Genomic DNA, 22076 nt, shown 5'->3' with positions numbered 1-22076 from the left:
CCCCGAAATAGACCGAACTCAGGACACGAAAAAAGGGCCCCTCGCGGGGCCCTTTTCGACGTGTTCCAGCTAGTGGTGGTGATGACCGTGGTCATCGTCGGACTCAGCCGGCTTGGTCACCACGGAAGCCTCGGTGGTCAGGATCATGCGCGCCACGGACGCGGCGTTGACCACAGCGGAGTGGGTCACCTTGACCGGGTCGATGATCCCCTGCTCGATGAGGTTTCCGTACTCGAGCGTGGCGGCGTTGAAGCCTTCACCGTTGGAGCGTTCCGCGACCTTGGACACGACGACAGCGCCGTCTAGGCCCGCGTTTTCCGCAATCCAGTAGGCAGGCTTGGTCAGCGCGCGCGACACGGCGAGCACACCGGTGCGCTGCTCGCCCTCAAAGTTGTCGGCATACGCCTCGAGCTCGCGGGAGATCTGCACGAGAGCGGAACCGCCACCGGCGATGATACCCTCCTGCACGGCTGCGCGGGCCGCGTTGATCGCGTCCTCGACACGCAGTTTGCGCTCGTTGACCTCGGTCTCGGTGGCCGCGCCGACGCGGATGACGGCGACACCCCCGGACAGCTTCGCGAGGCGCTCCTCCATCTTTTCCTTGTCCCAGGTCGAGTCGGTCAGCTCGATGTCGCGGCGGATCTTGGCGCGACGCTCCTCAACCGCCTCGGCGGAGCCGGCACCGTCAACGATGATGGTGTCGTCCTTGGTCACCGTGACGCGGCGGGCGGAGCCGAGCAGGTCCAAGGTGGCGTCCTTGAGGTTCACGCCGACCTCCGGGTCGATCACGGTGGCGTCGGTGACCACCGCGAGGTCGTCCATGAAGGCCGCGCGGCGCTCACCGAAGTACGGGGACTTCACGGCGACGACCTTGAGCGACTTGCGGATGGTGTTGACCACCAGCGTCTGCAGCGGCTCGCCCTCGACGTCCTCGGCGATGATGAGCAGGGACACGGAGTCCGTGGCGATCTGCTCGAGCAGCGGCAGGAAGTCGGGCAAAGAGGAGATCTTGCCGCGGACGAGCAGCACGCGGGCGTCGTCAAGCACTGCCTGGCCGGCATCGGGGTCGGTCATGAAGTACGGCGAGAGGAAACCCTTGTCAAAGGAAATGCCCTCGGTCAGGTCGACGTAGGACTCCATCGTCTGGGACTCCTCGACGGTGACAACGCCATCCTTGCCCACCTTGTCCATTGCGCCGGCAACCATCTCGCCGACCTCCGGGTCGCGCGAGGACACGGTGGCCACGTTAGCGATCTCCGCCGAGGCGGACACTGCGGTGGCGCGGGCCTTGAGCTCCTCGACGGCCTTCTCGGCGGCAGCCTTGATGCCCTTGTTCAGCTCGATGGGGTTTGCACCCGCGGCGACGTTGCGCAGGCCCTCGGCGACGAGCGCCTGGGCGAGCAGGGTGGCGGTAGTGGTGCCGTCGCCGGCGATGTCGTTCGTCTTCACGGCGACGGACTTGACCAGCTGCGCACCGAGGTTCTCGAACGGGTCCTCGAGGTCGATCTCGCGGGCGATGGTCACGCCGTCGTTGGTCACTGCCGGGCCGCCGAAGGCCTTGGACAGCACCACGTTGCGGCCGCGCGGGCCGAGGGTGACCTTGACCGCGTCGGCGAGGATGTCGACGCCGCGCTGGATCCCCTCGCGGGCCTCTTGATCAAATGCGATAAGTTTTGCCATTGGTGGCTTTAGACCCCGTTCCTACTTCTCTACGACGGCAAGCAGGTCGCGGGCGGACAGCAGCAGGTACTCCTCGCCGTTGTACTTCAGCTCGGTGCCGCCGTACTTGGAGAACACGACGGTATCACCCTCCTTGACGTCGACGGGAACGCGGTTGCCGGAGTCGTCGAGACGGCCCGGTCCCACTGCGATGACGACGGCTTCCTGCGGCTTTTCAGCGGCAGAATCGGGGATGACCAGGCCGGAAGCGGTGGTGGTCTCCGCCTCAGCGATCTGAACCAGGACCTTGTCCTCGAGCGGCTTGATGTTGACGTTTGCCATGATCGATCAGTGACCTTTCGTGATGTTTTGAGCGTGAGTGAATTACTTCAGTCGGTTTTCATCCAGCTGCAGCCGTCGTCGCGGGTGAACAACTGTGCTCAATGCAACCTACTGGCACTCTACCCCCGAGAGTGCTAACTGACAACATGCACGAGCGGCACGGCCACGTCGAGAGTGGTGTCCGTCGCCACCGCCAGACTCGAAGCACCCTCCCCCTCGTGAATGAGCTGCGCCGCCAGCGCCGCGATCATCACACCGTTGTCGGTGCACAGTGACAGCCGCGGCACGCGCAACTCCACCCCGGCGGGCTTACAGCGCTGAGCCGCGAGCTCGCGAAGGCGTCGGTTCGCCGCCACACCGCCGCCGAGCAGCAGCACCCGCGCGCCAGTGTCCTCGCAGGCCATCATCGCTTTTGCGGTCAAGACATCGCACACCGCCTCCTGGAACGACGCGCACACATCCTCCACCGAGATCACTCTGCCCTCGCGCTCGGCCGCCTCCACGTATCGCGCCACGGACGTCTTCAGCCCTGAAAAGGAAAAGTCGTAGCGGTGCTCGCCTCGCAGGTCCTCGGCCTTGCTCAGGCCCCTCGGGAACGGGATCGAGGGCGTGCCCTTCGCCGCGAGCTTATCGACGACCGGCCCACCCGGGTACCCCAGCCCCAGAAGGCGTGCGACCTTGTCGTACGCCTCGCCGGCGGCGTCGTCAAGCGTGCTGCCCAGCTCCCGCATCGGCCTTCCCACCGCCTCGACCTCGAGCAGCTGCGTGTGCCCGCCGGAGACGAGCAACGCCACCGAGTGCGGCAAGTCGCCGGCGCCGTCGAGGTTGGCCACCGCGACGTGCCCGCCGAGGTGATTGACGCCGTAGAAGTCCACGCCCCACGCCGCCGCGTACGCCTTAGCTGCCGACGCCCCGACGAGCAGCGCCCCGGCCAGTCCCGGACCAACCGTGGCGGCGACGGCATCGGGTTTGATGATCCCGGCGTCGCCAAGCGCCGCCTCCATCACCTGCGGCAGCGCCTCGAGGTGGGCGCGCGATGCGATCTCCGGCACCACCCCACCGAACCGGGCGTGCTCGTGCATCGACGACGCCACCCGGTCGGCGAGGATCTCCATCGACCCGTCCTCGCCCAACACCACAACGCCCACCGCGGTTTCGTCGCAGGATGTCTCAATGCCCAAAACGATCATGTCCCTGGATCCTTTTCGCCTCGCGGGTGCCTCATCATGGAAAACGCGTCCGCGCCCGACGGCTGGTAGTACGCCTTGCGCGTCGCCAACACCGCGAAGCCGTAGCTTTCGTACAGCGCGATCGCGGGGCCGTTGTCCGTGCGCACCTCCAAAAACATCGGCCCGCCCATCAGGTCAGCGGTATGAACAAGCTGGTCCATGAGCAGGCGCCCGATGCCGCGGCCCTGGTAGGCGCGGTCCACGGCAATGGTGTGGACCTCGAACTCGGGGTCGTCGCGCGGGCCGAGCATGGCCAGGCCCGCGTACCCGACAAGAGTCTCGGCACCGTCTTCATCAACGAAGGCGCCGACGTAGAACGTGTACGGCTGGGCGAATTGCGCCACAAACACGTCGCGCGACCACGGGTTGTCCCCCTTGAACAACGCTTGCTCAATCTCCGTGACCCGGGTCGCGTCCGAGATGGTTAACTCCCGCAGCCTCACGTCAGCTCCCCGTGGTCGATCTCCGGTATCGCGGCCGAGCGGGCGGCGGGTTTCGGCGGCACCGCATCCGGCCGGCGCAGGTAGAGCGGGACCAGGGGCGTGGGCTCGGAGTTCAGGTCTGCGGCCCGCACCAACCCAACCGGGCTCGGCGCCACGTAGGTCAAGCTGGTGCCGTCTGCGACGTCGAGCGAGCCGCGGAGGTGCTCCGGGACGCTGATCACGGCCGCGCCGCGCGTGTCGACGCCTTCCGGGGCAGTCACGCTCGGCCCTGCGACGCGCGCGCCAGCAATGTATCTCGCCCAGTAGATTTCCTTGCGCCGCGCGTCCGTGGCCACGACAACGGGGCCGTTTGCGGGGGCGTCGATAAGCGCTGCGACCGCATCGTGGGTCACCACGCCGTGCACGGGGATCCCCAGCGCCTGGCCGAACGCGGCGGCGGTGGCCATGCCCACGCGCAGCCCCGTGAAGGGGCCGGGCCCGCAGCCGACAACGATCGCCTCGAGGTCACCGAAACCCAGCCCGGCTCGGTCCATGAGGCGCGTCGCCTCGGGGACGAGCCGCTCGTTGTGGGCCCGGGTCGCCGTCACCGACTCTGCGATCGCCCGGGGCTGATCGGCCGCGTCGACCAGGCCGACCACGAGGTCGCTCGTCGCGGTGTCCAGTGCCAGAACGATCACGGCTAAGAGTTAATGCCCATCGTCCACGTGCCCTCGTTGAGGTAGAACGGGATCGGGGTATTCAGCGGGAAGGACTCGGACTGCGCGACGGTGCACATGTCCACGGTGTCCAGGTTGACCTTGTCCAGGGTGACCTCGCCGCCGCGCTGCGCCGGTAGCAGCACCATGTAGCCGTACTTGCCGCTCAGGTCCACTTCCGCCGCGTCGAGGTCGAACGCCTGCAGCTTCGCCAGGGTCAGCTCAGCCGGATCCGTCGGGCACAACGTGGTGTAGCCGGCGAAGGAATCGTCGTACACCAGCGCGGGATTGACCAGCTCTGCCACGACCGAGTCGCCGTTGGCCGCCTCGGTGGCCTGCAGGCTCTGGGAGAGCGAGTTAGTGTGGCTCACCTGCACCCCGCCCCTGCTCATGGGGATGAAAATGATGGCGGCGAGGACGATCAACCATAGGACGACGGCGAGCCCGATCCAGCGACGGTTGGCGTTATTCAGCTTAAGCATGGCTTAAATCCTACATCGCTACTGCTCCGGGACCCTTATTTCCCAGAAGATGAGCCGGCCCTCGGAGTCGGGATCGCCGGCAACGAGCGTCTCGCGGTCAATGGTGACCAACAGGTACGCCGAGGCGATCTGCTCGACCAATCCCCCGCCCCACTCCGCCACGATAACCGCCGTGTCGAGGTCCGTCTCCAGGTCCAGGGCATCGAGTTCGCCGAGCGGGTCGCCGGACGAGCCTTCGCCGATGAGCCGGTAGGCGTCGACGTGTACCAGCGAGGGCCTGCCGGTACGCGCCTTGTGCTCGCGGGCGATGACGAATGTCGGGCTGGTCACGCGGCCTGAAACCGCCATGCCGTCCGCGATGCCTTGCGTCAGCGTCGTCTTACCCGCACCGAGTGGGCCATCGAGGATGACCACGTCGCCCGCCTCGAGAGCCGCGCCCAGCTCGCGGCCGAGCCGTTTGGTGTCCGCCGCGGTGTCGCAGCGGCGCGAGCCATGCGCCGGAAATTCGCCCCTCATGTGTAACTCCCTCCGTGAAAGCTGCGCACCGTGCGTCCCTTCGGGGAGCACACGATCTCGTAGTTGATGGTGCCGACGCGCTCGGCGAGCTCGGTCGCGCTCATCCCGCCGGCGCCGAAAATGATCGCCTCGTCGCCCACCGCGACACCCTCGGGGTTATCGCCGAGCCAGATGAGTAATTGGTCCATGCACACGCGCCCCACCTGCGGGTAGCGCCTCGCCCTGACTGCCACCTCGAGGTGCCCCTGCCAGGAGCGCCCCACCCCGTCAGCGTAACCGGCCGGCACCACCGCGACGAACCCGTCGGCAGGGGCACTCCACGTCAGCCCGTAGCTCAACGCATCGCCCGCAACCAGCGGCTTGACCGCGAGGATCCGCGCCGCCCACGTCATCGCGGGGCGCAGGCCGTGTTCGGCCCCGGCGATCGGTTCGAGCCCGTAGAGGCCGATTCCGGCACGGACCTGGTCGAAGACCAGGTCGGGTCGGCTCAGCAGCGACGGCGTGTTTGCGAGGTGGTTGCACCCGACATCGAGGCCATGGGCCCGGGCACGCTCAATCGCGCGCCGAAACGCCTGGGCTTGCTCGTCGTTGTACGGGTGTGCCGGCTCATCGGCCACGGCGAGGTGGCTCATCAACCCACGCACGTTCAGCCCGGCGCGCACCGCGAGGGAAAACGCCTTGTCCCAATCCGCCTCGACGAGTCCCGAGCGGTGCATCCCCGTGTCCACCTTGATGTGCAGGGGTGCGTTTATGTGGGCGTCGACAAGCCAGCGAAGATGCTCAATAGAGGGCACGCCGAGCTCGATGCCCGCGGGGATGTCCTGGCCCGGCACCCACAGCCACGAAACCACCGGCTTGGCGGTCAGCTCGCGCACCTCGGCGGCCTCCGCCAGGGTGGCGGTGCCGAATGCGTCAGCGCCCGCTGCGTCCATCACAGGCACCACCTGGGAGACACCGTGGTTGTAGGCGTTGGCCTTGACCACGCACATCAGGCACGCACTGCCCGCAAGCTGCGACAGGATACGCGTGTTGTGCGCGATCGCGTCCAAATCAATGCGCGCGGTGAGCAGATCCATGGACACCATTGTGCCCCACGCGGGCCGCCGCCTTTAGACGAGGTGGAGCCCGCCGAGCACCACCAGCAGCGCGGAGACAGCCCACGTCGCCGCAAGCGTTACCACGCGCGGATTGGCCCTGGCCCAGGCGAAGGCGCGGCCGGCGGCGCTTTCGGGGCGGCGGCGCACCCACGCCACCACAGCCGCGCAGGCCGTGGGCAGGCTCAGCGCCACCGTGGCGTACAGCACGAGCGAGAGGTAGCGCACCGCGGGCTCAATGCCGGCAGTCGACAGCAGCGCCAGCCCGCCGTAGAACGGCACGGACGTCGCCGACTGAATCAATCCCAGGACAAGGCCCGTCACCACAGTTTGCGGGCCGGGCGTGCGCAGCGGCACCATGACTTTCTCGTTCATCCCGGAGTGCTCCCCGCCGCGCAGTGCCAAAAGACCGGTGACGACGCCCGTCGCGACGAGGACCACGCCGAAGACTGGGCCTTCAACGAATCCTTTCACCACCGGCCCGAGGCCGTCGAAAATCACGAGCATGAGCAGCGCGAGGCTGGCCACGCCCAGCCAGTCGCCCAAGATCAGCAGAGAGGTGATTTTCGCGTACGCGTGACGCACGGGCGGCACGACGATTCCCACGGCGACGATAACCCCGATGAGCAGCAGGTTGATCGAGTCGACGAAAGCAAGGGAGAGGGCTCCGAGCATGCCTGGGGTTCGCGCCTACTCGACCGTGACCGACTTAGCCAGGTTGCGCGGCTTGTCGATGTCCTCGTTGCCGTTTTCGCGCGCGATGTCCGCCGCGAGGAACTGCAGGGGCACGGTTGCGAGCAGCGGCTGCATGATCGTCGGTGTCTGCGGGATGCGGAGCAGCCAGTTGGCGTACGGCTCGACGGCGGTGTCGCCCTCCTCCGCGATCACGATCGTCTTCGCCCCGCGCGCGCGGATCTCCTGGATGTTGGAGACGATCTTCGAGTGCAGCTGGCTCACACCGCGCGGGCTGGGCACGATGACCACGACAGGCAGGTCGTCTTCGATCAGCGCGATTGGCCCGTGCTTGAGCTCGCCCGCCGGGAAACCCTCGGCGTGGATGTAGGCCAGCTCCTTGAGCTTGAGAGCGCCCTCGAGAGCGATCGGGAATCCGACACCGCGGCCGAGGAAGAGCATGGTCTTGACGGCGCCCACGGTTTCGGAGATCCGCTTGACATCGTTGCGCACCGACAGCGCGGTCGCGATCTTGTCCGGGATGGCCTCGAGCTCCTTCCAGATCTCGGCAATCTCGTCCGGGTACTTCGTCCCCTTCGCCTGCGCCAGTGCAAGGCCGACGATGTAGTTGGCGGCCACCTGCGCGAGGAAGGCCTTCGTCGACGCGACGCCGATTTCCGGACCGGCGTGGGTGTAGAGCACCGCGTCGGACTCGCGCGGGATCTGCGAACCGTTGGTGTTGCACACCGCGAGCACCTTCGCGCCCTGCGTCTTCGCGTGCCGCACGGCCTCGAGCGTGTCGGCGGTCTCGCCGGACTGCGAAATCGCGAGCACCAGGGTGCGCTCGTCGAGCACCGGGTCGCGGTAGCGGAACTCGCTGGCCACCTCAATCTGGACCGGGATGCGTACCCAGTGCTCGATCGCGTACTTGGCCGCCAGGCCCGAGTGGTAGGCGGAACCGCAGGCCACGACAAAGACCTGATCGAAGGATTTCAGCTCCGTGGGGGTGAGGTTGTTCTCATCCAGCGTGACACGGCCGTTCGACCAGTGGCCGGCGAGGGTGTCGCGCACCGCTGCGGGCTGCTCGTAGATTTCCTTCATCATGAAGGAGTCGTATCCGCCCTTTTCTGCAGCCTCGAGGTCCCAGTCGATGGTAAACGGCGTGCCCTCGGCAGCAGTACCGTCGAAGTTGAGGATCTCGTAGTCGTCCTTGGTGATGATCACCACCGAGTCATGGCCCAGTTCGACGGCTTGCTTCGTGTGTTCGATGAAGGCGGCGACGTCGGATCCGAGGAACATTTCGCCCTCGCCGACACCGACCATCAGCGGCGTGGAGCGACGCGCGGCAATGATCTGGTCCGGGTGGTCGGCGTGGACGAACAGCAGGGTGAACGCGCCCTCGAGCCGGCTGAGAACGTGCAGCGCCGAGGCGCGGAAGTCACCCGCGGTCTCCCCCTCGTTGTACGCCTTGGCTAAAAGGTGGGCGGCGGTTTCGGAGTCGGTGTCGGAGGTCAGCTCGATACCGTCGCGCTCCAGCTCGGCGCGCAGGGTGGCGAAGTTCTCGATGATCCCGTTGTGCACGATCGCGACCTTGCCGTCGAAGGAGATGTGCGGGTGCGCGTTCTCGTCCGTCGGCCGGCCGTGGGTTGCCCACCGCGTGTGTCCGATGACCGTGTTTCCGGCGAGGGTGTTCTCGCCGACCTCGGCGATCTTGTCCTCCAAGTTGGCGAGCTTGCCGGCGCGCTTTGCGCTGGCAATGCCGTGGTCGCCGACGACGGCGACACCCGCGGAATCGTATCCGCGGTATTCCATGCGGCGCAGGGCCTCAACGGCGATGGGCAGCGATTCTTTCGTGCCGACGTATCCAACAATTCCACACATGCGCCCCACCCTAATACAACCTCTTACCCCCACCCGCATCTTGCTTCTCGACGCCCGCACCGACCCCACCCCAATCCAAATGCGCATCATCCACCCCTGCCACGGACAATATGACGTATTCTGGCTGTTGTGTCTGCGAAATTAAAGAAGCTGTCCGATCTTACGAAGCGTGGCCCGCACCGGGTCCTTGAGGGCGACCTCGGCTACACCGGCCTGCCGGGAAAGGTGTATGCCCCGGCCGAAGGCGACGGCCTGCCCGCAATTGCTTTCGGCCACGACTGGATGAAGAGCATCGACGATTACCACGCCACCCTGCGCCACCTGGCCAGCTGGGGAATTGTCGTCGCGGCCCCCGCCACCGAGTCGGGCTTCAAACCTGACCACGCCGGATTCTCCGCAGACTTGGACGCTGCGATGCAGATCCTTGCGGGCGTGCGCCTCGGCAACGGAAACATCACCGTGGCCCCAGGCAAGATTGGCGTTGCGGGACACGGCATGGGCGGCGGCGCCGCAGTGCTGTCCGCGGTGGACAACGACAAGGTCAAAGCCGTCGCCGCGATTTACCCGGCCAACACCGCGCCCTCGTCGATCCAGGCGGCGCGGAACATCTTCCTGCCGGGCATGGTCATCGGGGCCGACGATGACTCCGACTCCCTCTTCGACCCGGGCAACCCCGCGAAACTGGCGTACAACTGGGCTGGAGATGTGGTGTACCGAATCCCGGCCAAGGGGAGCCAGGCAAGCTTTAGCGAAGACGGCATGGTCAAGCGCATCCTGGGGCTGGCTCGCCCCAACGGGAAGGTCCAGGCGACGGTGCGCGGGCTGCTCGTGGGTTACTTCCTTCACCAGCTCGACGGCCAGAGCAAGTACTCCGACTTCAGCGAGGCCGACGCCACCGGCGCGAAGGTCACCTCGTTGCACGGAGACGATCTCGCGGAGCGCGCCGGCCTGACTCGCGACGACTCCAGCTTCTCTTTCTTCTAAGTTTCCGAGCCTGAGGGCGGGCGACTCTACGTCTCGTCCTTGTCGTCGCGGCGCAGCACTCCCTGCACGCGGCCGTTTCGGCGCACAGGGCGGTAGACGCCCCGCGGGGTGACCGGTGCCGGGCGCAGCTTCATTTCCCGCGCTATCGCCTGCTGTCGGCCAGCTTGCTCCATTTGGCGGTGGGCCTCGGCGATCGCCGCCTCGAAATCAACCATTCGTTTCGCGGTTCGGAGTTTGTACTGCTCCACGAATTCGACGAAATCCATCACCATTCACCTGACTTCCTCATCTTGGGTGTAGGGTCCGCGGGCGGTGTTTCAACCTGCGCGGGCGGTGTTTCAACCTGCGCGGGCGGTGTTTCAACCTGCACGGACGGTGGAGCAGGCGGGGGCGCCTGGAGACCTGCCGCCTGAAGCTTTGCAGCCGGCGCCGGTGGCTCTTCGACCTCCGCCAGTTCCGGCGGCGCTGCGGCAACGGGTTCCGCGGGAGCAACTTCGGCGACTTCCTCCGTCTCGCCGTGGGTGCAGCAGGTCTCCCCCGGGCACTCGGCGGCTGCCTCAATACTTTCCGCCAGGTGGTTGAGGCACTCCAGGGTGATGCTGATCCCAATCTGCGCGAGAATCCCGGTCAACGGTGACGCGTCAGGTTGCGGCGAAGAGAACTGCGCCGCGACGTCGCAGGTGGGCGGTTGCAATGCAACGGAGTGAGTCTGCAGCTCAGATGACGCACCGAGATCGAAGTTAAAAGAAATCGAGGTCGGGGCGAGGGTTGAGGCTTGGGTTGAGGCTTGGTGTTGTGCCTGGGGCTCGCAGCCGTCGTCAAGCGAGGCGGGTGCGGTGGGCGCGGCGGGCACGGCGGGTGCAGTGGGTGACGGGGCGGTGCTCACCGGCGGGCAATCCCACTGCTTGTGAGGTTGGGGCTGGTGCTCGAGCATGTCGTTGCACGCCTGCGTGACGGCTCCGAGGCAGGTTTCAACCTGGCCGTTTCGGTCTTCTACGATGCCTTTAATTTGCTCGAAGCCATTGAGGACGAGTGGCAGAATAAGCCCAGCCACCCGGCCGATCGGGTGGATCCTGGCGATGCTGAGCAGGGCGGAGATGACGTCGGCCACTCCCCCAATGGCTTCGTCGGCGGTGGTGTCGATCTCGCGGATGGCGTCGCAGCAGTGGGTCACGTCGTGGCACAGCTGCTCGGCGTTATCCCCCTGGACCCCTTCGGCGTCTTCGCGCCCCTTCTCATCGGTGGACACACCGATCGAGTCGAACCAGTTGGAGGTGTGCTCGGCGCCGATCTTGCTGAGCACGTCTTTGATGAAATTGGCCGCGAAACCGCCGATGCCACGGCCGCGCCAGGGCGCAGTGGCTGATGTACCCAGCTTGTTCGCGCTCGCCGCTACTACATCGAGGTTCATACCCTCGGTCTTGAGGTATTCGCGGGCGATCGCTTTGGCAACAGAGTCGATCCTGGCCACCACCGCGGGGTCCGACCCTGGGATCGTCGCCGCCTCCGCCGCTAACGATGAGAGGTTCTGCGTCACCGTCGTTGTCATCGCAGCCCCACCTCCGACGCATTGGCGGCATCGGTTTGTTCCACGGAATCCATGAGGCTGCGCAGCTGTCGCCACCCCTCAACCCGGTTGGTGAGAAACTCAACGTTGCGCTCCTGCATCCGCGTCATCGCCTCTGCCAGCGCACGCCCGTGCGCTTCGAAACCTGCGCCGACCGCGTGCGCCGGAAAGGTAGGCGCGTTGTCGCGCAGCTGCGCCGCGAGTTCCTCGTACTGGGCAATCGCGGAATCGAGCCGTTGGCGAACGGCTTCCGGATCCACGTTCAAAGCCTGCTCCATGACATCCCCCTTCAATGTCGACCGTCTCCGGCCCACAACCGCATCAGTTGCACCCTGATTAGACTCCCCCGAGCCCGATGCGGTTCCCTGCATCCCGGAAAAACTTTCGGCACTGTGAGAAGTTGTTCCGGTTACAGGGTGAAAGCTACACCGAAGATACGACCGCCGCGAGGCGGCCCGCGATCTTGCGCGCTTGCTCCTGCTCAGAGGCCTCCACCATGACGCGGAATACCTCCTCGGTGCCCGAGGGCCGCAGCAACACGCGGCCGTTGTCACCGAGTTCAGCCTCGACTTGCGCAACCGCGGCCTTGACGTCTTCGGCGTCGATGATGCAGGACTTGTCGGACACCGGGACGTTGATGAGCACCTGTGGCAGGACCTTCATCACGCCCGCAAGTTCCTCAAGGCTCTTGCCGGTTTCCGCCATGCGCGCCATCAGCAGCAGGCCAGACAGGGTGCCGTCGCCAGTCGTCGCAAAGGCGGGCACGACGATGTGGCCGGACTGCTCGCCGCCCAGCGAGTAACCACCGCGCCCCAGCTCCTCGAGTACGTAGCGGTCCCCCACCTTGGTCTGCTTCATCGAGATTCCCTCTCGCTGCATCGCGAGCTTGAGGCCGAGGTTGCTCATCACCGTCGCCACCAGCGTGTTTTCCTGCAGGATGTTCTTGTCGCGCATCGCGGTCGCGAGGATCGCCATGATCTGATCGCCGTCGACGATGTTGCCTTTGGCGTCGACGGCGAGGCAGCGGTCTGCGTCACCGTCGTGAGCCAACCCGATGTCGGCGCCGTGGCGCAACACGGCCTGCTGCACCTGCTCCATATGCGTCGAGCCGGAGCCGTCATTGATATTGAACGCGTCTGGGGTGTTGAAAATCGGGATCACCTCTGCGCCCGCGGCTGCGTACGCCTTCGGAGCAATCTCGTAGGCGGCGCCGTTAGCGCAGTCGACCACGACTTTGATGCCGCTTAAGTCGGTCGTCACCGCACGCTTGAGGTGTGCGAGGTAACGCTCCCGGGCATCGGGAGCTTCTTCGATGACCCGGCCAACGCCGGTGCCGGTCGGGCCGGTGTCGTCGAGATGCGCCATCGCTGCCTCGATTTTGTCCTCGACCTCGTCGGGAAGCTTGCGCCCGCCGGCGGAGAAGAACTTGATGCCGTTGTCCGGCATGGGGTTGTGCGACGCGGAAATCATCACCCCGATGTCGGCCCCGTAGTCGTCGGTAAGAAAGGCCAGGCCGGGGGTGGGAATCACCCCGACGCGCAACACGTTGACCCCTTTCGACGCCATGCCGGCTGACATCGCGGCCGCCAGCATTTCCCCGGAGACGCGCGGGTCGCGCCCGATGATGGCGGTTGGGCGGCGCTTGCCGCTCCCACGGTTTTCCGTCAGCACCATAGCGGCGGCTGCGCCCAGCTTCAGCGCCAGGGAAGCTGTCAAAACTTCGTTGGCCAATCCACGGACACCGTCCGTTCCAAACAAGCGTGTCATTCGTGCCATTATGCCCGAGCAATCGCGCACATTTGGACAAGACCCCTCCGTGGCCAACGCGAAACCGCCCCCGGGTTCGCAATGGCGAACGCGGGGGCGGTGCGACTGAAAGCGTGAGTGATTAACGCTTCGAGTACTGCGGTGCGCGGCGGGCCTTGTGCAGGCCTGCCTTCTTGCGCTCCACGGCACGTGCGTCACGGGTGAGCAGGCCGGCCTTCTTCAGGGTCGGGCGCTCAGCCGGGTTGTAGACGTTGAGAGCACGCGCGATGGCCAGGCGCAGTGCACCGGCCTGTCCGGTGGGGCCGCCACCGGAGATGTTGGCCTTGATGTTGAACTGGCCCTCGCGATCGAGCAGCGTCAGCGGCTGCAGGATGTCCTGCTGGTGCAGCTTGTTCGGGAAGTAGTTCTCAAACTCGCGGCCGTTGACAGTGATGGTGCCGTCGCCCTCGGTCACGGTGACGCGGGCGATGGCGCGCTTACGGCGACCAACGGTCTGGATCGGGCCCTCGTGCAGGGACACCGGCTCGACGGTCTCCTCGGAATCTTCCTCGACCTCGGGAGCGACTGCGTCACCGATGGTGTAGTTGAACTCCTCGGTCGCGGCGGTCGCCAGGTTGACGTCGACCTCTGCGTCGAAGTTCTCTTCGGTGTAGTTGTTCGGCTCGGTCATTACTGGGCCACCTGCTTAAACTCGAAGGTTTCCGGCTTTTGAGCCTGGTAGGGATGCTCGGAGCCGACGAAGACGTGAAGCTTCTTGATGGACTGGCGGGAAAGGCGGTTGTGCGGCATCATGCCGCGCACTGCCTCCTCAACAACACGATCCGGGCGCTCATCCAGGGCACGACCAAGGGTCATGGACTTCAAACCGCCCGGGTAACCGGAGTGGCGGTAGCGCATTTCGCGTTCGCGCTTGTTGGAGGAGATGTGGACCTTGTCGGCGTTGATCACGATGACGTGGTCACCGGTGTCGACGTTGGGTGTGAACTGGGGCTTGTGCTTGCCGCGCAGGATATCTGCGGCGGTGGAAGCGAGCTTGCCCAGTACCACGTCGGTTGCGTCGATGACGTACCACTTACGGGTAATGTCACCGCTCTTCGGGTGGTAAGTAGACATGTACGACTCCTTAAAGTCTGTCTAGATGGCTGCCGGCCAGAAAGATTGCAATGTGCCCAGCAACGTCCCGACGGCGGCCGGTGGAGACCCGACGGGCGGTGTCGCGCCCTTGGCGGAGCGCGAGAACACACAGGTGAATAAGACTACGACACACAGTGGAGATCACCAAAAAGCGCGGGAAAGGCCATTGAATTTGGTTATAGAACATAGAGACGTATTTGTTTTTACAAATCCTGTCTTTTACCCTTGCGCTCGCTTGTTTATTCGATTAATATTGGAGGCGGTAAGGAGGGGGACATGGAAAACACTACTCAGCACCCAGACCAGGCCGAGTACTTCTTCAGGACGCAGCGCCCGGGGGATGCCGTAGCCGCACTCGGCCAGCGCAAGCGCGATGCCGACTTCGAGCTGTTCAGCGAGTGGGCGGACCCTGCGCACTGTGTTGATGATTTCGAGCTGGAAGTGACGACGCTCCAAGAGGCCGTCGGGGAAAGCAGGTCGGCGATCGAAAAAGCCATTTTTGCTTATCGACGCCTCTCCGACCTGCCCCGGCTCCGTTCAACGCAAAGCACCACCCGCGTGTTGGACATCAAAAGGCTGGCCGCCATCGACAACGTCATCGCTGAACTGGGCCCCGAGCTCTCGCAGGAAGTACTGCAGCTCATCGACGCCTACCTCACCGACGCGTTTACACCGCGCAAGGCCAACCAGCCGTTGCTGTCGCCGAAGGCGTTAACGCACCGCCTGAAGCGTTTCATCGCCAAGTTCGACGAAAGGGTCGATTACGATCCGAAGAAGCGCAAAGACCGAGCTAAGGCGGCTGGGGATTTCACTCTCTTCGAGTATTCCGCCGGCAAGCGATCCGGCCTCACGGTTGAGTGCGATAACACGACGCACGCCGTGATCAGGGAGTTTCGCCGGCAGGTCGCCCGGGAGCACAAGGTCTCCGAAGATGAGGCCGCGAAACTGATTCTCACCGGCCGGATTACGACGCAACCCAAGGTAACCATTTTCGGGTACGCGCCGCTGACACCGGAGGGAGACGTCGTCGATGGGGCTTCGGTGTACTTCCCCGGAAGCGGCTGGACGGACGCCGCAGGAACCGCGGAGTTCGACAACCTCACTGACGCCAACCCGCCGCGCATCATCGACCTCGATGACGTAGCCGAGCACGAGATCGCCGGCTACGTCCCGTCGACAAGCATGCGCGCCTACGCAATCGCTCGCGACGGCGTGTGCATTTGGCCCGGCTGCGACCGCGATGCGCACGATTGCCAGATGGATCACCGGATCCCCTACCAGGAGGATGGAGCAACAACCCCGTCGAACCTGTTCTCACTGTGCCATCGGCACCACAACGTGAAGACGGACCGTCGGGCGTTTTACGTCCCGGATCCCCTCACCGGTGACATCGTGTGGCTGTTCCCAGACGGGACCTACCAGCTGTCGCAACCCGAAGGGTTTATTGGCGAACATCTCAGCCCGCATAACCCCAGATGGAACATCGACCTGGATTCGAGGCTGCGCGAGCGCGACCGGGTGAAAACGTTTTTCGCCCGAGGCCACAAAATCCTCGACGACTTCGACCTCACGCACAACGTCCATGCCTGCATGCAGGCTCTGGTCGACCTTGAAAGTGAGTTCGGCATGACCTTCCCCTTCGAACCACTGTTGCCAGAAGACGAAGATATCGACGTAGACGTTGCACTCCTCATCGCCAACGATCCGTACCTGCGCTACGGCGATGCGATCTACTAAGCAGCGCGCTCCCACAGCACCCTGGGAAACCACCCAATGCCGTGGGAACGCGCTGCGCATCCCCCGATGAAAATGCCCCGATGTACTTTTCGCGCGTTAACCCCAGCTTTGCGCGGCGGCGTTATTGACCTGCTGCATGCGACTGTTGCCCCCGTCAACAGCCTCAGCGACGCTGTTGAGGATGGCGTTGAGGTCACTCGCCGCCGAATCCCACTCGCTTTGGTGAACCTTGTAGGCCTCGGCCGCGTCACCCGTCCAGGTGGAGACCATCGGCTGCAGGCCGCTCTTGAGCTCGTCGAGCATCCGGTTGATGTGCGCGACTGAGCCACGCAGGTCCTCGGCCGCCCCGGCGAGCTGGCCGAACTCGTACTTGATTGTCATGTTTGTTCTACCCCTTTATCTCTAGAGCGCAAGGCCGGCGCTGGTGCTGATGGCGCGCAGGTCGTCGGTGTTGGAGGCTTCGATGTTTTCGTAGTTCTTCGCGTTGTCGCGCAGGTTCTCAGCAATCGCGGCGAGCGCCTGGCCGAGGCGGCGCTGTGCGTCGTCGTACCTGAGCATGACGCCGTCGAAGCTGGTCTGGGCCTCGCCCTGCCAGTAAGAGCGGGTGCCTTCGACAACGCCCTGGATGCGCTCGATCTCCCTGTTGACTGCGTTGTTGGTGTCGTCGACGTTGTTTGCGGCCGAGCGCATGACGTCGGCTTCAGTTTGGAGCTGAGCCATAATGTCTCCCCCTTGTATGTGCGTCCGTGTATGGGCCTGAATGTGGCCTCACCCCTATTTGACTGCCCGCAAGCGCCGGAGGTTCCATCCAGCCCAAAAGTTTTTCTATCCGGCCGCATCCTCCGCCCGAAACGTTGCCGACTCCATGGCCATCCGGCACGTTGCGCTGTGCACCGTTGTCGGCTCCGCGCGGGTGTGGCACCCGACTGAGAGCTGGTGGTCCGCTTCGGCCCAGGTTTTCCACAGCGCGTGCGACCCGTCCGCATTGTCTTCACGGTAGGTCAGCGCGGTGCCGTCATCGTTGAGCAGCTCGACCGCTGGGTCTGCATCGATTTCTGCCTTGATCTGCTCTAGTAACCGCTCGGGCGGGAGTTGGTAGAGCGGGTCGACGGCCAGCTGCAATCGGAAATCGGGGTCGCGGCCAGTCGCGCGCCACATGTCGCCGTCGGCCTCGACACTGAACCCCGCGGGCACCTCTACCGCAAGGCCCTGCCGCGAAATCACCGTCGTCGGAGGTGGCGCTTGCTCGCTTGTCGACGCCTCCCCCACTGTCTCGGAAGCAGGCGCCGGTTCGGGCTGCGGCGGGGGCGGGGTGAACTCATCACCGCCGGAGCCGAGCGCCAAAACCGTCGCCCAGATCGCACCGATGCACAGCACGGCGGCGATGCCGATCACGACGATCTGCCACCCGTCGAGCGGGAAGATGCCTGACGCTTCCGCCTCGGGCCGGGAGATCTCGATTGGGCCCTCGTCGAAGAAATCCTCCGGCTCTGCATCCCGCAACGCGTGCCTGCTTCCTGATCTCGCCGGAGCGGGTTCGTGGGAGAGCTCCACATCGTAGCCGTCGAGCGCCCGGGAAATCAGGCTGAAATCCTTGGCCTCCGCCACGACGCGTACGTGCGCGTTGCCCGGCGCGGGCCCGAGGACGCTTCGGATGTACCCGGCGATCTCTGCAGGAGTGGGGTGGTCGTGGCGGCGCACGTTGGCCAGCCCGGCAAAGGTAGTCGTCTCGGAATCTACGGTGACGATGATGTCGGGAACGGTGGTTGTCATGGCCTTTTGCCTTCCGGTGTGAGAGTGGCTACCTGAACGTCGCCCGCGTTTTGCCCGGCGCGCACCAACGTCGCCCGCCCGGGCGGTTTTGCTGCGGGTTTGACCCCGAACAGGGCACCTTCGTCCTTGGTGCCGTCGAAGATGAGGACATCGGGGGTGAGGTCTTTGAGCGCGGCGAGCAGGCCGCTGTAGAGCGCCCGCGCGCTTCCCCCGAACTTGCGCGCGGCGATGACGTGCAACCCGATATCGTGCGCGTGGGGCAACAACGACAGCAGAGGGTGAAACGGTTCGTCGCCGACGATGTCGAGGTCATCGATGACCAGGTAAATATCCGGGCCTTCCCACCACGAGCGCGCCGCGAGCTGCTCGGAGGTCACCTCCGGGCCTGGCAGTCTGGCACTAAGCGTTTCCACCGCAGCGTTTACCGTCTCGCTTGCCGACGATGCGGCGGCGTAGGCGGCGACCATGTCCGAGCCGCTCAAATTAAGGTGCGTGCGTCGCGGATCAACGAGCACGATGCGGGCGCGCTCCCTCGACAGCGAGCAGATCCCCGCCAATAACGTGGCGATCAGCGTCGACTTGCCACTTGCCCGCGAGCCGATCGCCAGCAGGTGCGCGCCGTCGAGGAAGACCGGCTCAAGCTGGCTGCCCCCGACGCCGAAGGGGAGGCGCTGGTTGGTGGGGGCGTCGAGAAGCGGGCGCGCGTGCACCACCGCGGGCAGGACTTTGAGCTGGGGCACGCGCGGTTGGCCGGCGGTTTGGGCCGCGATATGCGCCAGGTCTTGGGCGTGCGTCGCAGCGACGAGCATGTGCCTGCCGTCCGGCGTGAGGCCGCGGCCGGGCACGGGAGGCACCTTGATCTGCTCTTTCCTGCTGATCAGTGAGTCCGTCGCCTCGGCGAGGTGCAGCTCAAAGCGGGTTCCGATGAGGTCGCGAACGCCTGCGCGGATCGCGTTCCACCGCTGCGTGGACACAATCAGGTGGACGCCCGCGGCGGGCCCCTCCGACGCGATGCGGGAGAGCGGATCACGCAGATCCTCCAAAGCGGAATCGGCGGCGACAATCGCGTGCCAGCCGTCGACCACCAAAAACACCTGCCGGCCCCCCGCACGTGCGGGGTCGTCGATGATGGCGCACACCTCGTCGACAATGCGACGCGCCCGCTCCGCCTGCGCGCGCGTCGCGGTGCCCGCCACGTGGGGCAGCACCTCGAGATCCTCCATGCGCCCGGCTCCGGCGTCGATGGCGTAGAAGCACAACTGCCCGGTGGAATGCGTCACCGCCAGCGCCGCGACGATTGTGCGCAGCGCCATGGACTTGCCCGACTGGGGTCCACCCGCCACCGCCACGTGACCCCCAGCAGCGGTGAAGTCCACGCTCGCGTGCTCCTGGCGCTGGTGGTAGGGGTCGTCGACAAGCCCAATGGACACGCTGAACGGCTGCGGCGACTCGCACACCGCAGACAGCTCGACCGTTTCGGGCAGCGGCGGCAGCCACACCTGATGGGCACGCAACCCGCGCAGCTCGGCGGTCTGGCGCGCTTTGGCCACGACGGCGTCGAGAAGCGTCGTCGACTCGTCCACACTCACCGCGGTCGAACCCTCGGATGCGCCGAGCTCCGGCACCTCCCAGCCGCGAAACAACCCCACGCCCGGGCGCGCCTGAACCCCGGCGGGCTCCACGCGGCGGGTCAACGGCCCGGAAACGTACGCGGCACGGAACCGAGTCAGCTCCGGCACGCCCGCCTTGAGGTAGCCGTTGCCGGGTTCGTTCGGCAACTCGTAGGCGTCGGGCACCCCGAGCACCTGGCGTGATTCACCGGCTGAAAACGTGCGCAGACCGATGCGGTACGACAGGTGGGAATCGAGACCGCGCAGCTTGCCCTCCTCCAAGCGTTGCGACGCGAGAAGGAGGTGCACACCCAGCGAGCGGCCCAGCCTGCCGACGGCGACAAACAAGTCCGCGAAGTGCGGGTGCTGGCCCAGCAGCTCGGAGAACTCGTCGACGATGATGACCAGAGCCGGCAGCGCCTCGAGTTCCGGGCGCCCGCCGCGCCTCGCCGCGGAGTAGTCGCTGACGTTGGCGAAGTTTCCCGCGCTGCGCAGCAGCTCCTGGCGCCGGTTGAGTTCGCCGGAGATCGCGTCGTACATGCGCTCGACGAGCACCGCCTCGTTGTCGAGGTTCGTGATCACAGCCGCCGTGTGCGGCAAAGCCTCGCACCCGAGGAAGGTGGCGCCTCCCTTGAAATCGACCAGCACGAAGTTGAGTTCATCGGGCGAGTGGGTAGCTACCAGGGCGGTGACCAGGCATTTTAGAAATTCCGACTTGCCGGAGCCCGTGGCGCCGATGCACAACCCGTGCGGCCCCATGCCGCCGTGGGCGGATTCCTTCAGATCGAGGTGCACGGGCACCCCGTCGGGCGTTGAACCGAACGGCACAACCAGGTTTAGCCGGGTGCCCTCCCTGCCGCGCCACATCGAGTGCGGGTTGAGATCGTCGATATCGGCAATGCCCAGCATCGACAGCAGATCCGAGGCGGCCCCGCTGGCACCGGTGTCCTCCGGCCGGCGGTAAAAGGCCAGGTGGCGGGCAAGCAGCTGCGCCTGGGCGACGCTGAACACGTCGGGCCGGCCCAGCGTCTCGGCCCCCTCAAGTGTGTGCGCGACGATTTCCTCGGCGCAGGACAGGTGCAGGGAGTCCTCATCGCCGATGTAGTCGGGATCCGCGTCGACCACGATGACGCAGTCGATCCCGGGCGCAAGCAGGGCGGAGCTGGCTTGCGAGCTGTCGGCGACGGCGACGCACAGCGCGGCTGCGTCGGGGTCTCTCGTGTGCGGCAACCACTTGATCCACGCGAAGTCCGGATCCCCGTGCAAGTTGACCACCCCCACCATCTCCGGCCCGTGGAAGAAGCACAGCTGGCTGATCACCGCACGCGCCACCTCCGCAGCGCGCGGACCTGCCAGAGTGATCGCCGGGAAGGCGGCGATCTGGACGACGATCGGCATTCCCGGTACCGTGCTCACCGCCGTCACCGTGCGACGCAGGCTCACCGCGCACACGGGATCCAAATCCTCCGGAGAACCCGGGTCGCCCACGTCAATCGGGGTGCACAACGAGGTCACACCCTCGCCGAAGCGCACCTCCAGGGCACGCGGCGAGTCGCCGGATCGCTCCCACACCCGCGACGTAGGCGTGGCGTGGATGAGATGCGCGGGCTCGGGGTGAAAGTGGGTGACGTGTTCGCGCTGCAACCTCGCGTTACGACGTGCCTGCGCCGCCAGTGCATCGAGGTGGCGCAGGTACACGCGACGGGTTTCGTCGATATCTCCCGGCTGATCCGGAGGGTTGACGATCATTAGCGTGCTCAGCACCATCATCAGCGGAAAAATCATCATCATGGGGCTGACGTCGCGGCCGGACAGCGCAAACGTGGCCACCATCGCACCGATCGCCACAACCATGACCACCGGCATCAGTATTTTCATGATCGGCTGCGGCGAATCACGCCGCGCCTCGGGCACGGGCTCGGCGACGAGGCTGCCCTGCGGCAGCGGTGGCGCCGGTTCCGCCGCTGCCGCGTGTTGCGGCACCACAACGGCAGTGTGATCTAAACCGAGCACAGCGAATTTACCCCCCGTAGTACATAGTCCCCAGCTCCCCGTAGCTGTGGACGCGGTGACCATCTTAAGCAATAATTGGCGCTGATGCGCGGCAACGGGGGTTCGCGCGGGAGTTTTTTCGGGGGTTAGTTATGGTTGCCACGTCTGCGCACCACATCGTTAGGGTCACCGTCCGCATCGATGTCGCATCGTTTCACCGCGACATCGACCTGACGCTGCCGACGTCGTCCACGTTCGCCGAGATCCTGCCTGAGCTGGCGCGGTTGGTGGACTTGCCCCCGGTATCGCGCCCGTGGGAGGTGACCACCGTGGCCGGTGCCCTGCTCGATCCGAATCGCCCGCTCTACCAGCAGCGGCTGAGCGACGGCCACGTCATCGTGTTGCGCCCTCGCGAACCGGTCCTCCCGCCCGTCGTGCGCGACGCCGCCGAGGCCCTTGCGGCCGCTGCCGCCGAAGACCGCGCGCCGCGGGGTCTCGA

At 65.6% G+C, this 22076-nt stretch carries 23 protein-coding genes; 3 read left to right on the top strand and 20 right to left on the bottom strand.

Going from position 1 to position 22076, the window contains the following annotated elements:
* Positions 1–69 precede the first annotated feature (69 nt).
* The 10 genes from groL to glmS form a co-directional block, all read right to left on the bottom strand.
* Positions 70–1680, bottom strand: a complete 1611-nt coding sequence (gene groL, locus HMPREF0298_RS02445; protein WP_006839506.1) for a chaperonin GroEL — start codon at positions 1678–1680, stop codon at positions 70–72.
* Between the two features lie 21 nt (positions 1681–1701).
* Complete coding sequence (gene groES, locus HMPREF0298_RS02440; protein WP_006839505.1) at positions 1702–2001, bottom strand: co-chaperone GroES; 300 nt, start codon at positions 1999–2001, stop codon at positions 1702–1704.
* Positions 2002–2135: 134 nt separating this feature from the next.
* Positions 2136–3191 (bottom strand): tRNA (adenosine(37)-N6)-threonylcarbamoyltransferase complex transferase subunit TsaD, encoded by a 1056-nt coding sequence (gene tsaD, locus HMPREF0298_RS02435; protein ID WP_006839504.1) that lies wholly within the window; start codon positions 3189–3191, stop codon positions 2136–2138.
* Complete coding sequence (gene rimI / locus HMPREF0298_RS02430) at positions 3188–3673, bottom strand: ribosomal protein S18-alanine N-acetyltransferase (RefSeq protein WP_006839503.1); 486 nt, start codon at positions 3671–3673, stop codon at positions 3188–3190. The genes tsaD and rimI overlap by 4 nt, the downstream gene beginning before the upstream one ends.
* The gene (gene tsaB / locus HMPREF0298_RS02425; RefSeq protein WP_006839502.1) at positions 3670–4350 is read right to left on the bottom strand and encodes a tRNA (adenosine(37)-N6)-threonylcarbamoyltransferase complex dimerization subunit type 1 TsaB; all 681 of its coding nucleotides are present in this window, start codon (positions 4348–4350) and stop codon (positions 3670–3672) included. The genes rimI and tsaB overlap by 4 nt, the downstream gene beginning before the upstream one ends.
* Positions 4351–4352: 2 nt before the next feature.
* A complete protein-coding gene (locus tag HMPREF0298_RS02420; RefSeq protein ID WP_006839501.1) occupies positions 4353–4850 on the bottom strand; it encodes a hypothetical protein in 498 nt (165 codons plus the stop codon).
* Positions 4851–4868: 18 nt separating this feature from the next.
* The gene (gene tsaE / locus HMPREF0298_RS02415) at positions 4869–5366 is read right to left on the bottom strand and encodes a tRNA (adenosine(37)-N6)-threonylcarbamoyltransferase complex ATPase subunit type 1 TsaE (protein WP_006839500.1); all 498 of its coding nucleotides are present in this window, start codon (positions 5364–5366) and stop codon (positions 4869–4871) included.
* Positions 5363–6442, bottom strand: a complete 1080-nt coding sequence (alr, locus tag HMPREF0298_RS02410; protein ID WP_040422387.1) for an alanine racemase — start codon at positions 6440–6442, stop codon at positions 5363–5365. The genes tsaE and alr overlap by 4 nt, the downstream gene beginning before the upstream one ends.
* A gap of 33 nt (positions 6443–6475) precedes the next feature.
* Positions 6476–7135: a hypothetical protein gene (locus HMPREF0298_RS02405; protein WP_006839498.1), complete on the bottom strand. Its 660-nt coding sequence runs from the start codon at positions 7133–7135 to the stop codon at positions 6476–6478.
* Between the two features lie 15 nt (positions 7136–7150).
* A complete protein-coding gene (gene glmS / locus HMPREF0298_RS02400; RefSeq protein WP_083789486.1) occupies positions 7151–9013 on the bottom strand; it encodes a glutamine--fructose-6-phosphate transaminase (isomerizing) in 1863 nt (620 codons plus the stop codon).
* A 129-nt stretch (positions 9014–9142) separates the two neighbouring features.
* Between glmS and HMPREF0298_RS02395 the strand changes: the two genes are divergently transcribed.
* Positions 9143–9997 carry a poly(ethylene terephthalate) hydrolase family protein gene (locus tag HMPREF0298_RS02395; RefSeq protein ID WP_006839496.1) on the top strand — a complete coding sequence of 285 codons (855 nt, stop codon included), beginning with the start codon at positions 9143–9145 and terminating at the stop codon, positions 9995–9997.
* 26 nt (positions 9998–10023) lie between these two features.
* Here HMPREF0298_RS02395 and HMPREF0298_RS02390 read toward each other — a convergent pair whose 3' ends face one another.
* The 6 genes from HMPREF0298_RS02390 to rplM form a co-directional block, all read right to left on the bottom strand.
* Complete coding sequence (locus HMPREF0298_RS02390; RefSeq protein WP_040422383.1) at positions 10024–10263, bottom strand: hypothetical protein; 240 nt, start codon at positions 10261–10263, stop codon at positions 10024–10026.
* Positions 10263–11546 (bottom strand): hypothetical protein, encoded by a 1284-nt coding sequence (locus HMPREF0298_RS02385; RefSeq protein WP_006839494.1) that lies wholly within the window; start codon positions 11544–11546, stop codon positions 10263–10265. Before HMPREF0298_RS02385 ends, HMPREF0298_RS02390 begins: the two co-directional genes overlap by 1 nt.
* Positions 11543–11842 carry a hypothetical protein gene (locus HMPREF0298_RS02380; protein WP_006839493.1) on the bottom strand — a complete coding sequence of 100 codons (300 nt, stop codon included), beginning with the start codon at positions 11840–11842 and terminating at the stop codon, positions 11543–11545. Before HMPREF0298_RS02380 ends, HMPREF0298_RS02385 begins: the two co-directional genes overlap by 4 nt.
* A 145-nt stretch (positions 11843–11987) precedes the next feature.
* Positions 11988–13331 (bottom strand): phosphoglucosamine mutase, encoded by a 1344-nt coding sequence (glmM, locus tag HMPREF0298_RS02375; protein WP_006839492.1) that lies wholly within the window; start codon positions 13329–13331, stop codon positions 11988–11990.
* Positions 13332–13452: 121 nt separating this feature from the next.
* Positions 13453–14001 carry a 30S ribosomal protein S9 gene (rpsI, locus tag HMPREF0298_RS02370; protein WP_006839491.1) on the bottom strand — a complete coding sequence of 183 codons (549 nt, stop codon included), beginning with the start codon at positions 13999–14001 and terminating at the stop codon, positions 13453–13455.
* Positions 14001–14444, bottom strand: coding sequence for a 50S ribosomal protein L13 (gene rplM / locus HMPREF0298_RS02365; protein WP_006839490.1), 444 nt, complete (start codon positions 14442–14444; stop codon positions 14001–14003). Before rplM ends, rpsI begins: the two co-directional genes overlap by 1 nt.
* Positions 14445–14741: 297 nt before the next feature.
* Here rplM and HMPREF0298_RS02360 point away from each other — a divergent pair, with 297 nt between their 5' ends.
* Complete coding sequence (locus tag HMPREF0298_RS02360; protein WP_006839489.1) at positions 14742–16202, top strand: HNH endonuclease signature motif containing protein; 1461 nt, start codon at positions 14742–14744, stop codon at positions 16200–16202.
* Positions 16203–16298: 96 nt separating this feature from the next.
* Here HMPREF0298_RS02360 and HMPREF0298_RS02355 read toward each other — a convergent pair whose 3' ends face one another.
* From HMPREF0298_RS02355 to HMPREF0298_RS02340, 4 genes are all read right to left on the bottom strand, one after another.
* The gene (locus tag HMPREF0298_RS02355) at positions 16299–16583 is read right to left on the bottom strand and encodes a WXG100 family type VII secretion target (RefSeq protein ID WP_006839488.1); all 285 of its coding nucleotides are present in this window, start codon (positions 16581–16583) and stop codon (positions 16299–16301) included.
* A gap of 21 nt (positions 16584–16604) precedes the next feature.
* Positions 16605–16922 carry a WXG100 family type VII secretion target gene (locus HMPREF0298_RS02350; RefSeq protein WP_006839487.1) on the bottom strand — a complete coding sequence of 106 codons (318 nt, stop codon included), beginning with the start codon at positions 16920–16922 and terminating at the stop codon, positions 16605–16607.
* A gap of 105 nt (positions 16923–17027) precedes the next feature.
* Positions 17028–17975 carry a type VII secretion-associated protein gene (locus tag HMPREF0298_RS11525; protein ID WP_006839486.1) on the bottom strand — a complete coding sequence of 316 codons (948 nt, stop codon included), beginning with the start codon at positions 17973–17975 and terminating at the stop codon, positions 17028–17030.
* Positions 17972–21598, bottom strand: coding sequence for a type VII secretion protein EccC (locus HMPREF0298_RS02340; RefSeq protein WP_006839485.1), 3627 nt, complete (start codon positions 21596–21598; stop codon positions 17972–17974). The genes HMPREF0298_RS11525 and HMPREF0298_RS02340 overlap by 4 nt, the downstream gene beginning before the upstream one ends.
* A 131-nt stretch (positions 21599–21729) precedes the next feature.
* Between HMPREF0298_RS02340 and HMPREF0298_RS02335 the strand changes: the two genes are divergently transcribed.
* On the top strand, positions 21730–22076 hold a 347-nt coding region (locus tag HMPREF0298_RS02335), incomplete at its 3' end, for an EsaB/YukD family protein (RefSeq protein WP_006839484.1).

The sequence above is a fragment of the Corynebacterium lipophiloflavum DSM 44291 genome (assembly GCF_000159635.1).
GTDB classification, from domain to species: domain Bacteria; phylum Actinomycetota; class Actinomycetes; order Mycobacteriales; family Mycobacteriaceae; genus Corynebacterium; species Corynebacterium lipophiloflavum.
The sequence above is the reverse complement of the archived record's forward strand: the minus strand, read 5'-3'. Positions and strand labels throughout refer to the sequence as shown.

Bases quoted from the DNA above. Each gene is read 5' to 3' on its own strand.
- HMPREF0298_RS11525 (WP_006839486.1), bottom strand. From the start codon at position 17,975: ATGACAACCACCGTTCCCGACATCATCGTCACCGTAGATTCCGAGACG.
- tsaE (WP_006839500.1), bottom strand. From the start codon at position 5,366: ATGAGGGGCGAATTTCCGGCGCATGGCTCGCGCCGCTGCGACACCGCG.
- rplM (WP_006839490.1), bottom strand. From the start codon at position 14,444: ATGTCTACTTACCACCCGAAGAGCGGTGACATTACCCGTAAGTGGTAC.
- HMPREF0298_RS02380 (WP_006839493.1), bottom strand. From the start codon at position 11,842: ATGGAGCAGGCTTTGAACGTGGATCCGGAAGCCGTTCGCCAACGGCTC.
- glmS (WP_083789486.1), bottom strand. From the start codon at position 9,013: ATGTGTGGAATTGTTGGATACGTCGGCACGAAAGAATCGCTGCCCATC.
- groES (WP_006839505.1), bottom strand. From the start codon at position 2,001: ATGGCAAACGTCAACATCAAGCCGCTCGAGGACAAGGTCCTGGTTCAG.
- HMPREF0298_RS02360 (WP_006839489.1), top strand. From the start codon at position 14,742: ATGGAAAACACTACTCAGCACCCAGACCAGGCCGAGTACTTCTTCAGG.
- groL (WP_006839506.1), bottom strand. From the start codon at position 1,680: ATGGCAAAACTTATCGCATTTGATCAAGAGGCCCGCGAGGGGATCCAG.
- HMPREF0298_RS02405 (WP_006839498.1), bottom strand. From the start codon at position 7,135: ATGCTCGGAGCCCTCTCCCTTGCTTTCGTCGACTCGATCAACCTGCTG.
- HMPREF0298_RS02420 (WP_006839501.1), bottom strand. From the start codon at position 4,850: ATGCTTAAGCTGAATAACGCCAACCGTCGCTGGATCGGGCTCGCCGTC.
- rpsI (WP_006839491.1), bottom strand. From the start codon at position 14,001: ATGACCGAGCCGAACAACTACACCGAAGAGAACTTCGACGCAGAGGTC.
- HMPREF0298_RS02355 (WP_006839488.1), bottom strand. From the start codon at position 16,583: ATGACAATCAAGTACGAGTTCGGCCAGCTCGCCGGGGCGGCCGAGGAC.
- alr (WP_040422387.1), bottom strand. From the start codon at position 6,442: ATGGATCTGCTCACCGCGCGCATTGATTTGGACGCGATCGCGCACAAC.
- HMPREF0298_RS02350 (WP_006839487.1), bottom strand. From the start codon at position 16,922: ATGGCTCAGCTCCAAACTGAAGCCGACGTCATGCGCTCGGCCGCAAAC.
- glmM (WP_006839492.1), bottom strand. From the start codon at position 13,331: ATGACACGCTTGTTTGGAACGGACGGTGTCCGTGGATTGGCCAACGAA.
- tsaD (WP_006839504.1), bottom strand. From the start codon at position 3,191: ATGATCGTTTTGGGCATTGAGACATCCTGCGACGAAACCGCGGTGGGC.
- HMPREF0298_RS02390 (WP_040422383.1), bottom strand. From the start codon at position 10,263: ATGGATTTCGTCGAATTCGTGGAGCAGTACAAACTCCGAACCGCGAAA.
- HMPREF0298_RS02385 (WP_006839494.1), bottom strand. From the start codon at position 11,546: ATGACAACGACGGTGACGCAGAACCTCTCATCGTTAGCGGCGGAGGCG.